Origin of the sequence: Enterobacter sp. JJBC (assembly GCF_036936505.1) — a bacterium.
Classification (GTDB): domain Bacteria; phylum Pseudomonadota; class Gammaproteobacteria; order Enterobacterales; family Enterobacteriaceae; genus Enterobacter; species Enterobacter hormaechei_C.
Map to the genome: position 1 here is coordinate 3979814 of NZ_CP136935.1, position 12310 is coordinate 3992123.

Here is a 12310-nt window from a genome sequence, read left to right on the forward strand (position 1 = left end):
CGCGTTGCCCTCAGTAGCCGTTAACCTGTAAGAATGCCTGGAAGCTGGCGTCGCTCCACGGCTCGCCCTGCTGGTCGTGCATGCGCACCGCGTTCAGCCCGCTTACCAGCTCCGGCAAGGTTTCAACGCCCTGCTCGAAGAGATCTTCCAGCTTCGCAATCAGCTTCACTTCCCAGCTTTCCGGCTCGCGGCTGCGGGTTTGCCAGATCAGGTTGGTGTAATCACCCGGCTTATGAATGGCGCCATTACCGCCCTCTGCCGGTGGGGTAAACTGGCGGCTTTCCGGCAGCGCCGGGTTGAAGTTCAGGGTGTCGCTCATGCCACGGTCTCCTCGACGAAGGTAATCTGAATCTGGTTTTCAAAGACCCGAACCGGGTAGCGGTTGAGGTTGCGCCCGCCGGGGCCGTGCAGGCACTGACCGGTTTTGACGTCGAATACCGCCTCGTGCAGCGGGCATTCCACCTTGCCGTCTTCCACGAAGCCCTGACTCAGCAGGGCATAGGCGTGCGGGCATACGTCCTCCAGCGCGTAATATTCACCGTCGATCAGGTAAACGCCGATCTCTTTACCGTCGACGTTGCCGCTAAAAGGGAAATCTTCCTGTACTTGCTCTGCGTCACATACGCCTATCCAGCTCATCACGATCCTCCAGGCTTTTGTTTCATATATGAAACTCTGTTTCTTATTTAATACGGTCAATATAAAAGCGATGAATGTTTCGTCAAGCGACAATGTGACCAATTTGTTAATTGATCAGCAATTAATTAACTAAGTGTGCAAGGGATCACGAAAAAATGCAGCGATATGAAATTTTCATTATTGCAGCGTGAGAAATACGTTTTTTTAATGGCCTCTTATTTTGAATAAAAGATATTGACTTCCTTTCTTTTTACTCTTTAAAAATAAATGAACGTCACCTCTTTCGCGTTTCACCTGTGAAACTCATTTTTAATTTATCTTTACTAAACAAAGAGTTTCACAGGTGAACCATTTTAGCTCCGTGACAATCACATTGATGAAAAATATAAGTTACAAAAAAAGTAAGGCGGACATGATGACGGCAAGATGGCAAGGCACGATTGCGCTTTTATTACTCATTATTATTTCGTACGTCGATCGGGTAAATATCTCGGTAATGATTTTAAACCCGGAATTTGCCGAACATTTTCAGTTAAATGAAAACAGAATGTTACAGGGCCTGCTCATGACCTGCTTTCTTCTGGGTTATGGTTTTTCCGCTCTATTATTAACGCCGGTTATTGAAAGCAAACTTCATTATCGGCAGGGATTATTAAGCAGCATTGCGATTTGGGCCGCGGTCTGCGCGGCTTCACCTTTGCTCGGCTCGCTGACGGGAATGCTCATCGCCCGCGTGATTCTGGGGATCGCGGAGGGTCCGCTATTTTCGCTGAAAACGCGCTTTATCAGCGATAACTTTAGCGCGCAAGAGATCGGCAAACCCAACGCCGTGACCGCGCTGGGCGTCTCGCTCGGGCTGGCCGTGGGCTTTCCGCTGGTGACCTGGCTGATGTCGCATCTGGGCTGGGCCGGATCGTTTTATGCACTGGCGGCAATCAACCTTCTCCTCGGCGGCGGCTTAATCTGGCGTTTTCTGCCCGCGCCGCGCAAGCTCCCGACCACGAAAAAGCCGGGGTTTGTCCACACCTTCACGCTGGCCTGGCAGACGCCGCTGCTGGGCTGGATCCTGCTGGTTGAAATCGCCACCCTGAGCTATCTCTGGGGGAGCAGCGCCTGGTTACCCGCATGGCTGCGTGACGAGCACCACTTCTCGCTGCATGCCACGGGCTGGCTTGCGGCGATCCCCTTCCTGCTCAGCCTGGGGTCAAAGTTTCTGGGTGGCGTGCTGCTCGACAAAATGCGGCCGGAACAGGCGCCGGTACTGTTTGTGGTGGGCGGTACGTTGACGGCACTCTCCGTGATCGCACTGATGCTCAGCCATCAACCCGCATGGCTGGCGGTCTTTATGCTGTCTGCCAACGTGTTCTGGGGACTTCAGGGAGCGGCTATTCCTGCGGTAATCCAGCATCACGCCGCCCGGGACGCCGTGGGCAGCGCGTACGGCATTATTAATGGGATCGGCAATATCTGCGCGGCGTTTATTCCGCTGCTGATGGGGATGGTGATGAGATCGGTGGGGTCGGTCAGTTCAGGCTTTTCGGTGCTGGTCGTCTCGCAGGTTGTCACCCTGCTTGCCGGGGGAATGTTGCTGCTGCGCATGCGGCGCGCAGCAGCAATCAGCGCGTAAGGCTTATTCGCCTTTTTTCGCCGCCTGGATGTAGAGCATTTCCAGCGCCAGGGTCGCCGCGGCCAGCGCGGTGATCTCGGACTGGTCATAGGCCGGAGCTACTTCCACCACGTCCATCCCGACGATGTTCAGATCCTTCAGGCCGCGCACCAGCTTGATGGCGCGGTCTGATGTCAGGCCGCCGATCACCGGCGTACCGGTACCCGGTGCGAATGCCGGATCCAGGCAGTCGATATCGAAGGTCAGATAGACAGGCATGTCGCCGACGATCTGCTTAACCTGAGCCAGAATATCGTCCACGCCGCGATCGTTCACCTGGCCCGCGTCGAGTACGGTGAAGCCGTTGTCTTTGTCGAACTCGGTGCGGATGCCGATCTGCACCGAGTGGTTCGGATCGATCAGGCCTTCTTTCGGCGCGGTATAGAACATGGTGCCGTGGTCGAATTCACAGCCGTTCGCGTAGGTGTCGGTGTGCGCATCGAAGTGCACCAGCGCCATTTTGCCGAAGTGCTTCGCGTGGGCGCGCAGCAGCGGCAGGGTCACGAAGTGGTCACCGCCGAAGGAGAGCATGCGTTTACCGGCCGCCAGCAGCTTCTCGGCGTGCGCCTGCAATTTTTCGCTCATCTCACGCGCGTCGCCGAAGGCGTACACCAGATCGCCGCAGTCCACCACGTTCAGGCGCTCGCGCATGTCGAAGTTCCACGGGAAGCGGTTGTGCTCCCAGGCCAGGTTAGTGGAAACCTGACGGATCGCCGCCGGACCATGACGACCACCCGCGCGACCGGACGTTGCCATGTCGAACGGTACGCCGGTGATCACCCAGTCCGCATCGCTGTCGTACGGCTGGAAGTTCATCGGAAGGCGTAAAAAACCAAACGCGTTAGATACCAGAGAGTTATCGTACTGATGACCTAAAGTGCTCATGTCCTGACCTCTTATAAAGTCGATACATTAAAAACAGATGAAAAAAAATCCCCTCCGCGTCGTTAAACCCGACGAGGAAGGGATTGATTCGTAAATCGCTAATTGGGGCGAATTATCGCCGTTAATTCATACGGGTTCAAGTGAGTATAGGGCATTGTGCGGTCTGTTGCCCTCACCCCGCCCCTCTCCCACCGGGAGAGGGAGTTTACCTACTCATCTTCCAGGTAGGTGTACCCGTACAGACCCGCTTCAAACTCTTCCAGGAACTGCTGCTGTAACGCGTCGTCCAGACCGGTGTTTTTCACCTGATCGCGGAACTGGGTGAGCAGTTTTTTCGGATCCAGCTGAACGTATTCGAGCATGTCCGCCACGGTGTCCCCTTCGTCGGACAGCTCAACCTCCACGCTGCCGTCAGGGAAGACAAACACGTCAACCGCTTCGGTATCACCGAACAGGTTGTGCATGTTGCCGAGGATCTCCTGATACGCCCCCACCATAAAGAAGCCCAGCATTGGTGGGTTCTCCGGATCGTACTCCGGCATTGGCATAGTGGTCGCAATACCGTCGCCGTCGACGTAATGGTCAATCGCGCCGTCAGAGTCACAGGTGATGTCCAGCAGCACGGCGCGGCGTTCCGGGGCGTGGTTCAGCCCTTCCAGCGGCAGAACCGGGAACAGCTGGTCGATACCCCAGGCATCCGGCATCGACTGGAACAGGGAGAAGTTGACGTACATTTTGTCCGCCATACGCTCCTGCAACTCGTCGATAATCGGACGGTGCGCGCGGTTGCTCGGGTCGAGCTGTTTCTGCACTTCGTGGCACATATTCAGGTAGAGCTGCTCGGCCCACGCGCGCTCTTGCAGGCTGAATGTGCCTGACGAGTAGCCGACGTGAATATCGTGCAGGTCCATCTGGCTGTCGTGCAGCCATTCGCGCAGGGAACGACGCGTGCCCGGCTCGTGCATCTCCTGCCAGGTTTCCCACATGCTTTGCAGGGAACGTGGGGCATCGTCTGCCGGAGGCGTGGCTTCGGTGATTTCGCTACGCTCAACGCCAATGATGTTAGAGACCAGTACCGTATGGTGCGCCGTGACCGCGCGGCCGGATTCGGTGATCACCGTCGGGTGCGGCAGGCCGTGCTCTTCGCAGGCATCGCCAATCGCCCAGATGATGTTGTTGGCATATTCGTTCAGGCCATAGTTTACCGAACAGTCAGACTGCGAGCGGGTCCCTTCGTAGTCCACGCCCAGGCCGCCGCCCACGTCAAAGCACTGAATATTCACGCCGAGCTTATGCAGCTCAACGTAGAAACGTGCCGATTCACGCACGCCGGTGGCGATGTCGCGAATGTTGGCCATCTGCGAGCCGAGGTGGAAGTGCAGCAGCTGAATGCTGTCCAGACGACCGCGCTCGCGCAGAATTTCCACCAGCTGAAGCACCTGGTTCGCCGCGAGGCCGAACTTGGATTTTTCACCGCCGGAAGACTGCCATTTACCGGAACCCTGCGACGCCAGTCGCGCACGCACGCCAAGGCGCGGGATCACGTTCAGACGCTCGGCCTCTTCCAGCACGATCGCGATTTCGGTCATCTTCTCGATCACCAGATAGACCTTGTGGCCCATCTTCTCGCCAATCAGCGCCAGACGAATGTATTCGCGATCTTTATAGCCGTTACAGACGATCACCGACCGGGTCATGCCCGCGTGCGCCAGAACCGCCATCAGCTCCGCTTTAGAGCCTGCTTCCAGGCCCAGCGGCTCGCCGGAGTGGATCAGGGACTCAATCACGCGACGGTGCTGGTTGACCTTGATCGGGTAAACGAGGAAATAGTCGCCGTTATAACCATACGATTCCCGCGCGCGTTTGAACGCGGCGTTAATAGAACGCAGGCGATGTTGCAGGATCTGCGGGAAGCAGAACAGTGCAGGCAAGCGCTGACCCTGCGCTTCACGGGTTTTCACCAGTTTAGCGAGATCCACGCGCGCTTCCGGGACGTCCGGATCCGGGCAGACACTGATGTGGCCCAGCTCGTTAACGTCGTAGTAGTTATTGCCCCACCAGGCAATATTGTAAGTGCGCAGCATCTTGCTGGCTTCCTCGGAGCTCATCGCAACCTCCTGCATAGAACGTAGTACACCCTGTTCGCCTGCTGACGAAGGCGAAAGCGAAGACATGTCGTCAGACATAGCGAACCTCAACTCTTTGTATTAAGTGTAAAACAGTTGACTACTATCGCAGCGTTATACGGCGATAACAACCCATTAACGGCTCCATTTCCCAGCAGAGTATGCTGAAATCCAGACCGTGCGACCGGTTTCTTATTCATATCATTGTAAAACACGTATCCGAACTCTGTATGACAAGGTTCGGCGAAACCACGAGAAAACTCCTGTATTAACAAGAGCGCCCTTGTTCAGTTTTCACAAAGCGTGACCGGCTCTGGAATCCTGAGAAGCACCGAGATGGGTATAACATCGGCAGGTGTTTAGACCAGAAGTGCGGGTGGGAATCAAATGCGCGCCAGAACGGCTGCGCTGAATGAGCGGAAAACGATGGTTCATTATCTGGTATCACCTCCACGGCCGCTTCTGCTGAAACGGACCACAAGCCAAAGCTAAAAGTTCACTGCTTAACCCGGCTGGAAGTGGCGACACGATGTGTTCATCGAGCGCTTATTTTATATGAGCCGCGCGCCGCGTTTTATACCGAGAAGGTCGCTAAAAAGCAAAACAAAAATGCGCAGGTTGCCAGCGTCGTCAGGAAAAATTTCCAGCCGTGTTTTCAACGCAATGAGAGGTGAGTCAAAAAAAACTGGAAATCGGGTGAAGAAGTGACCTAAAATAGACGTCCAGATGTTAATCCATCCATACCGATTAACACTCAGACTGCCAGTGTCAAAATCCTGTAGGCCTTGGTAGAATTATCTCCTATGGCTATTCCACACAGCAGCTTGAGCTAACCAAATTCCTCTTAGGTGAAATAAAACATGGCAAAACACCTGTTTACGTCCGAGTCCGTATCAGAAGGACATCCTGATAAAATTGCTGACCAAATCTCCGATGCGGTGCTGGATGCGATCCTCGCGCAGGATCCAAAGGCGCGCGTAGCGTGTGAAACCTATGTCAAAACCGGCATGGTTCTGGTTGGCGGTGAGATCACCACCAGCGCATGGGTTGATATCGAAGAGATCACCCGTAACACGGTGCGTGAGATCGGCTATGTACATTCTGATATGGGCTTTGATGCCAACTCCTGCGCCGTACTGAGCGCGATTGGCAAACAGTCTCCGGACATCAACCAGGGCGTTGACCGTGCCGATCCGCTGGAACAGGGCGCGGGCGACCAGGGCCTGATGTTCGGCTACGCAACCAACGAAACCGACGTGCTGATGCCAGCGCCGGTGACCTACGCACACCGTCTGGTGCAGCGTCAGGCTGAAGTACGTAAAAACGGCACCCTGCCGTGGCTGCGTCCGGATGCGAAAAGCCAGGTGACCTTCCAGTATGACGACGGGAAAATCGTCGGTATCGATGCCGTGGTTCTTTCCACGCAGCATGCTGAAGAGATTGACCAGAAATCCCTGCAAGAAGCGGTGATGGAAGAGATCATCAAGCCGGTTCTGCCAACTGAATGGCTGAGCTCTGCGACCAAATTCTTCATCAACCCAACCGGACGCTTTGTTATCGGCGGCCCAATGGGTGACTGCGGTCTGACCGGTCGTAAAATCATCGTAGATACCTACGGCGGCATGGCACGTCACGGCGGCGGCGCATTCTCCGGTAAAGATCCGTCTAAAGTTGACCGTTCTGCCGCGTACGCTGCACGTTATGTGGCGAAAAACATCGTTGCTGCCGGTCTGGCTGACCGCTGTGAAATTCAGGTTTCCTACGCCATCGGCGTGGCTGAGCCAACCTCCATCATGGTGGAAACCTTCGGTACTGAAAAAGTGCCTTCTGAACAGCTGACCCTGCTGGTGCGTGAGTTCTTCGACCTGCGTCCATACGGTCTGATTCAGATGCTGGATCTGCTGCACCCAATCTACCAGGAAACTGCAGCGTACGGTCACTTTGGTCGCGAACATTTCCCATGGGAAAAAACCGACAAAGCCGCCCTGCTGCGTGATGCTGCCGGTCTGAAATAATCGACTGCCAGCAGCTTAAAAAGGCCAGCCTTTGTGCTGGCCTTTTTTATGTCGGGTGGCGGCTATGCCTTACCCGACCTACGGGTAGTGAGTTTTTGTAGGCCGGGTAAGGCGCTAGTAGCCACCCGGCAATGTTTGGAACCGTTTACACCTCACTCTCTATACCCCGCTTTCAGAATATTCTCTTTGCATGATCGCATTTCTTCTGCTGTTACATTCCCTTTCAGTTAAGTCTGAAATTTGTGCAAACGCGATGCACATCAATTAATTTACCTCTATATTTTCAAAGCTTTAATTATTTTTACGGTTACAAGCCAGTGTAACCGATTACACCGTTGTGATTTGACTCACATATTTTTATGAGCCGCTCACCTACTCTTTATATCGTAAAAACTGATAACCCAACTGGAGGGCATAATGCCTGACAATAATAAACAGGGGCGTACGTCCAATAAGGCAATGACGTTCTTCGTCTGCTTCCTCGCCGCTCTGGCAGGATTACTCTTTGGCCTGGATATTGGCGTAATTGCCGGTGCATTACCTTTCATCACCGATGAGTTCCAGATTAGCGCACACACTCAGGAATGGGTGGTTAGCTCCATGATGTTCGGTGCCGCCGTCGGCGCGGTCGGCAGCGGCTGGCTCTCCTTTAAGCTCGGGCGTAAAAAGAGCCTGATGATTGGCGCGATCCTGTTCGTTGCCGGCTCACTGTTCTCTGCCGCTGCGCCTAATGTTGAAGTGCTGATCATCTCCCGCGTGCTGCTCGGTCTGGCAGTGGGCGTGGCGTCTTATACTGCCCCGCTGTACCTGTCTGAAATCGCTCCGGAAAAAATCCGCGGCAGCATGATTTCCATGTATCAGCTGATGATCACTATCGGTATTCTGGGGGCTTATCTCTCCGATACCGCCTTCAGCTACAGCGGCGCATGGCGCTGGATGCTGGGCGTCATCATCATTCCTGCCATCCTGCTGCTGATTGGCGTCTTCTTCCTGCCGGACAGTCCGCGCTGGTTCGCCGCCAAACGCCGCTTCCATGATGCCGAACGCGTGCTCTTACGCCTGCGTGATACCAGCGCCGAAGCCAAAAACGAGCTGGAAGAGATCCGCGAAAGCCTGAAGGTCAAACAGTCCGGCTGGGCGCTGTTCAAAGAGAACAGCAACTTCCGCCGCGCGGTGTTCCTCGGCGTGCTGTTACAGATCATGCAACAGTTCACCGGGATGAACGTCATCATGTATTACGCGCCGAAAATCTTCGAACTGGCGGGCTACACCAACACCACCGAGCAGATGTGGGGCACCGTGATCGTCGGCCTGACCAACGTGCTGGCGACCTTTATCGCTATCGGCCTGGTGGACCGCTGGGGACGTAAGCCAACCCTGACGCTGGGCTTCCTGGTGATGGCCGTCGGGATGGGCGTGCTGGGTACCATGATGCACATGGGCATTCACTCCCCAACGGCACAGTACTTCGCCGTGGCGATGCTGCTGATGTTTATCATTGGGTTTGCGATGAGCGCCGGTCCGCTGATTTGGGTGCTGTGCTCTGAGATCCAGCCGCTGAAAGGACGTGATTTTGGCATCACCTGCTCTACCGCGACCAACTGGATTGCCAACATGATCGTCGGCGCAACGTTCCTGACCATGCTTAATACTCTGGGTAATGCCAACACCTTCTGGGTCTACGCCGGTCTGAACCTGTTCTTTATTGTTCTCACTATCTGGCTGGTTCCTGAAACCAAACATGTTTCACTGGAACACATTGAACGTAACCTGATGAAAGGTCGTCCTCTGCGCGAAATCGGCGCACACGACTGATCCTCCTGCGGGAGGCGCCTCTTGCGCCTCCCCGCTTCCCGCTTTATGCTCTGCCCCTATGAAAGCACCCCGTCTCCCCATCGCCATTCAGCAAGCCGTTATGCGCAGCCTGCGGGAAAAACTCGCCCAGGCCAACCTGAAGCTCGGCCGCAATTATCCTGAACCGAAGCTGGTCTATCAGCAGCGTGGCACCGCGGCAGGTACCGCCTGGCTGGAATCGTATGAGATCCGCCTCAACCCGGTATTGATGATGGAAAATCAGCAGGCGTTTATCGAAGAAGTGGTGCCGCACGAGCTGGCGCATCTGCTGGTGTGGAAGCACTTTGGCCGCGTCGCGCCGCACGGCAAAGAGTGGAAGTGGATGATGGAGGCGGTGCTCGGCGTTCCGGCCCGTCGCACCCATCAGTTCGAGCTGGAATCGGTACGCCGCAATACCTTCCCCTACCGCTGCCAGTGCCAGCAGCACCAGCTTACCGTCCGCCGCCATAACCGCGTAGTGCGGGGCGAGGCGACCTACCGCTGCGTTAAATGCGGCGAACCGCTGGTTGCGGAATAATCACGCGAACTTTCAGGAACTTTCCTGATCTGACTGATTGCATACGGGAACAACATTCGTTACGTTGCGGGCTCGTTTTGACACGGAGTGTAAGATGTCCCGTAATGTTTCTCTCGCGGTCGCTTTTCTGGCGACAGCGCTCTCCGGCCATGCTCTGGCCGACGGTATTCACAGTTTCTCTCAGGCAAAAACCGCAGGCGTAAAGATTAACGCCGACGTACCGGGTGATTTCTACTGCGGCTGTAAAATTAACTGGCAGGGTAAGAAAGGGGTCGTGGATCTGGGATCCTGCGGCTATAAGGTGCGCAAGAACGAGAACCGCGCCAGCCGAATCGAATGGGAACACGTCGTTCCGGCCTGGCAGTTTGGCCACCAGCGCCAGTGCTGGCAGGACGGTGGACGTAAAAATTGCGCAAAAGATCCGGTCTACCGCCAGATGGAAAGCGATATGCACAACCTGCAACCCGCCGTGGGTGAGGTCAATGGCGACCGCGGAAACTTCATGTACAGCCAGTGGAACGGTGGCGAAGGCCAGTACGGTCAGTGCGCCATGAAGGTCGATTTCAAAGAGAAAGTCGCCGAACCGCCTGCCCGCGCGCGCGGTAGCATCGCCCGCACTTATTTCTATATGCGCGACCGCTACGATCTCAATCTTTCCCGCCAGCAGACGCAGCTCTTCAATGCCTGGGACAAGCTCTACCCGGTGACGGACTGGGAATGCCAGCGCGACGAACGTATCGCCAAAGTCCAGGGGAATCACAACCCTTACGTCCAGCGGGCTTGCCAGGCGCAAAAGAGCTAACCTACACTACGGCAATTCGCTTATATCGCATGACACATGGAATTTCTGACTATGCGCATCCCTCGCATCTATCACCCTGAACTGATTACCCCAGGCGGCGAAATCGCCCTGTCTGATGATGCCGCAAACCATGTAGGCCGCGTGCTGCGCATGGGTGCAGGCCAGGCGATTCAGCTCTTTGACGGCTCTAATCAGATTTTCGACGCTGAAATTACGCGCGCCGATAAAAAAAGCGTGCACGTGAAGGTGCTGCGTGGCGACGTGGATGACCGGGAATCGCCGCTGCACATTCACCTGGGCCAGGTGATGTCGCGTGGGGAAAAGATGGAGTTCACCATTCAGAAATCCATTGAACTGGGTGTAAGCCTCATTACGCCACTTTTTTCTGAGCGCTGCGGCGTTAAACTGGATGCGGAACGTCTGAACAAAAAGATCCAGCAGTGGCAAAAAATTGCCATTGCGGCCTGCGAACAGAGCGGCCGCAATCGTATCCCGGAGATCCGCCCGGCGATGGATCTGGAGGACTGGTGTGCAGAAGAGGAAAGCGGGCTTAAGCTCAATCTTCATCCGCGCGCCAGCGCCAGCATCAATACGCTGCCGCTGCCCGTTGAGCGTGTACGCCTGCTGATTGGCCCGGAAGGCGGCCTGTCGGCTGACGAAATTGCCATGACGGCGCGTTACCAGTTTACTGATATTCTGTTGGGACCTCGCGTTCTGCGCACTGAGACAACGGCACTCACCGCCATTACCGCGCTACAGGTGCGATTTGGCGATCTGGGTTGAAGCAAAGCCTGACCCATAACCGGAGAAGAAGATGATTAAGCTCGGCATCGTGATGGACCCCATCGCAAACATTAACATCAAGAAAGACTCCAGCTTCGCTATGCTGCTGGAAGCGCAGCGTCGCGGCTATGAACTCCACTACATGGAGATGAACGATCTTTACCTGATCAACGGTGAAGCCCGCGCACGCACCCGCATCGTTAACGTCGAGCAGAACTACGAAAAATGGTACGAATTCGGTACCGAGCAGGATATTGCCCTGGCCGACCTCAACGTCATCCTGATGCGTAAAGATCCGCCGTTCGACACCGAATACATTTATTCCACCTATATCCTTGAGCGTGCCGAAGAGAAAGGCACGCTGATCGTCAACAAGCCGCAGAGCCTGCGCGACTGCAACGAGAAGCTCTATACCGCATGGTTCTCTGACCTGACGCCGGAAACGCTCGTCACCCGCAGCAAAACGCAGCTGAAAGAATTCTGGCAGAAGCACGGCGACATCATCATGAAACCGCTGGACGGCATGGGCGGCGCGTCGATCTTCCGGGTGAAAGAAGGCGATCCGAACATTGGCGTGATTGCCGAAACGCTGACCGAGCTGGGAACCCGCTACTGTATGGCACAGAACTATCTGCCAGCCATTAAAGACGGCGACAAGCGTGTGCTGGTCGTAGACGGCGAGCCGGTGCCTTACTGCCTGGCGCGTATTCCGCAGGGAGGGGAAACCCGTGGCAACCTGGCGGCTGGCGGCCGTGGCGAACCGCGTCCGTTAAGCGAAAGCGACTGGGAAATTGCCCGCCGCGTCGGCCCTACGCTTAAAGCCAAAGGCCTGATCTTCGTTGGCCTCGATATCATCGGCGATCGTCTGACCGAAGTGAACGTCACCAGCCCAACCTGCATTCGTGAAATCGAAGCGGAATTCCCGATCTCGATCACCGGAATGCTGATGGACGCTATCGAAAAACGTTTACAGAAATAACCTGTGACAGCGCCTGTGTTTATCCCCATACTGGGCGCTGTCGC

At 55.5% G+C, this 12310-nt stretch carries 12 protein-coding genes; 7 read left to right on the top strand and 5 right to left on the bottom strand.

Translation table 11 applies throughout. From position 1 onward, the window contains the following. Positions 1 to 10 precede the first annotated feature (10 nt). Positions 11 to 319 (bottom strand): recombinase-like helix-turn-helix domain-containing protein, encoded by a 309-nt coding sequence (locus tag RY075_RS19120; RefSeq protein WP_302378159.1) that lies wholly within the window; start codon positions 317 to 319, stop codon positions 11 to 13. After that, the gene (locus RY075_RS19125; protein ID WP_003860044.1) at positions 316 to 639 is read right to left on the bottom strand and encodes a non-heme iron oxygenase ferredoxin subunit; all 324 of its coding nucleotides are present in this window, start codon (positions 637 to 639) and stop codon (positions 316 to 318) included. Before RY075_RS19125 ends, RY075_RS19120 begins: the two co-directional genes overlap by 4 nt. A gap of 415 nt (positions 640 to 1054) precedes the next feature. Here RY075_RS19125 and RY075_RS19130 point away from each other — a divergent pair, with 415 nt between their 5' ends. Then, complete coding sequence (locus tag RY075_RS19130) at positions 1055 to 2266, top strand: MFS transporter (RefSeq protein ID WP_302378168.1); 1212 nt, start codon at positions 1055 to 1057, stop codon at positions 2264 to 2266. 3 nt (positions 2267 to 2269) lie between these two features. Here RY075_RS19130 and speB read toward each other — a convergent pair whose 3' ends face one another. From speB to yqgB, 3 genes are all read right to left on the bottom strand, one after another. Beyond that, positions 2270 to 3190, bottom strand: coding sequence for an agmatinase (gene speB / locus RY075_RS19135; protein ID WP_017382921.1), 921 nt, complete (start codon positions 3188 to 3190; stop codon positions 2270 to 2272). Between the two features lie 209 nt (positions 3191 to 3399). Then, positions 3400 to 5376: a biosynthetic arginine decarboxylase gene (speA, locus tag RY075_RS19140; RefSeq protein ID WP_047654192.1), complete on the bottom strand. Its 1977-nt coding sequence runs from the start codon at positions 5374 to 5376 to the stop codon at positions 3400 to 3402. An 8-nt stretch (positions 5377 to 5384) separates the two neighbouring features. Continuing rightward, positions 5385 to 5516, bottom strand: a complete 132-nt coding sequence (yqgB, locus tag RY075_RS19145) for an acid stress response protein YqgB (protein WP_057979949.1) — start codon at positions 5514 to 5516, stop codon at positions 5385 to 5387. Between the two features lie 660 nt (positions 5517 to 6176). Between yqgB and metK the strand changes: the two genes are divergently transcribed. The 6 genes from metK to gshB all read left to right on the top strand — a co-directional run bounded on the left by metK (position 6177) and on the right by gshB (position 12266). Beyond that, positions 6177 to 7331, top strand: a complete 1155-nt coding sequence (metK, locus tag RY075_RS19150) for a methionine adenosyltransferase (protein ID WP_003860037.1) — start codon at positions 6177 to 6179, stop codon at positions 7329 to 7331. A 417-nt stretch (positions 7332 to 7748) separates the two neighbouring features. Next, positions 7749 to 9146 (top strand): galactose/proton symporter, encoded by a 1398-nt coding sequence (gene galP, locus RY075_RS19155; protein ID WP_015571832.1) that lies wholly within the window; start codon positions 7749 to 7751, stop codon positions 9144 to 9146. Positions 9147 to 9204: 58 nt separating this feature from the next. After that, positions 9205 to 9702 carry a SprT family zinc-dependent metalloprotease gene (locus RY075_RS19160; protein ID WP_003860035.1) on the top strand — a complete coding sequence of 166 codons (498 nt, stop codon included), beginning with the start codon at positions 9205 to 9207 and terminating at the stop codon, positions 9700 to 9702. 94 nt (positions 9703 to 9796) lie between these two features. Then, positions 9797 to 10504, top strand: coding sequence for a deoxyribonuclease I (gene endA, locus RY075_RS19165; protein ID WP_003860034.1), 708 nt, complete (start codon positions 9797 to 9799; stop codon positions 10502 to 10504). Positions 10505 to 10555: 51 nt separating this feature from the next. After that, positions 10556 to 11287, top strand: a complete 732-nt coding sequence (gene rsmE / locus RY075_RS19170; protein WP_003860033.1) for a 16S rRNA (uracil(1498)-N(3))-methyltransferase — start codon at positions 10556 to 10558, stop codon at positions 11285 to 11287. 31 nt (positions 11288 to 11318) lie between these two features. Further along, positions 11319 to 12266, top strand: a complete 948-nt coding sequence (gene gshB / locus RY075_RS19175) for a glutathione synthase (RefSeq protein ID WP_003860032.1) — start codon at positions 11319 to 11321, stop codon at positions 12264 to 12266. Positions 12267 to 12310: the final 44 nt, after the last annotated feature.

Coding starts and splice junctions, on each gene's coding strand:
- speB (WP_017382921.1), bottom strand. CDS start 3,190: ATGAGCACTTTAGGTCATCAGTACGATAACTCTCTGGTATCTAACGCG.
- gshB (WP_003860032.1), top strand. CDS start 11,319: ATGATTAAGCTCGGCATCGTGATGGACCCCATCGCAAACATTAACATC.
- RY075_RS19160 (WP_003860035.1), top strand. CDS start 9,205: ATGAAAGCACCCCGTCTCCCCATCGCCATTCAGCAAGCCGTTATGCGC.
- yqgB (WP_057979949.1), bottom strand. CDS start 5,516: ATGAATAAGAAACCGGTCGCACGGTCTGGATTTCAGCATACTCTGCTG.
- metK (WP_003860037.1), top strand. CDS start 6,177: ATGGCAAAACACCTGTTTACGTCCGAGTCCGTATCAGAAGGACATCCT.
- endA (WP_003860034.1), top strand. CDS start 9,797: ATGTCCCGTAATGTTTCTCTCGCGGTCGCTTTTCTGGCGACAGCGCTC.
- RY075_RS19120 (WP_302378159.1), bottom strand. CDS start 319: ATGAGCGACACCCTGAACTTCAACCCGGCGCTGCCGGAAAGCCGCCAG.
- RY075_RS19130 (WP_302378168.1), top strand. CDS start 1,055: ATGACGGCAAGATGGCAAGGCACGATTGCGCTTTTATTACTCATTATT.
- speA (WP_047654192.1), bottom strand. CDS start 5,376: ATGTCTGACGACATGTCTTCGCTTTCGCCTTCGTCAGCAGGCGAACAG.
- rsmE (WP_003860033.1), top strand. CDS start 10,556: ATGCGCATCCCTCGCATCTATCACCCTGAACTGATTACCCCAGGCGGC.
- RY075_RS19125 (WP_003860044.1), bottom strand. CDS start 639: ATGAGCTGGATAGGCGTATGTGACGCAGAGCAAGTACAGGAAGATTTC.
- galP (WP_015571832.1), top strand. CDS start 7,749: ATGCCTGACAATAATAAACAGGGGCGTACGTCCAATAAGGCAATGACG.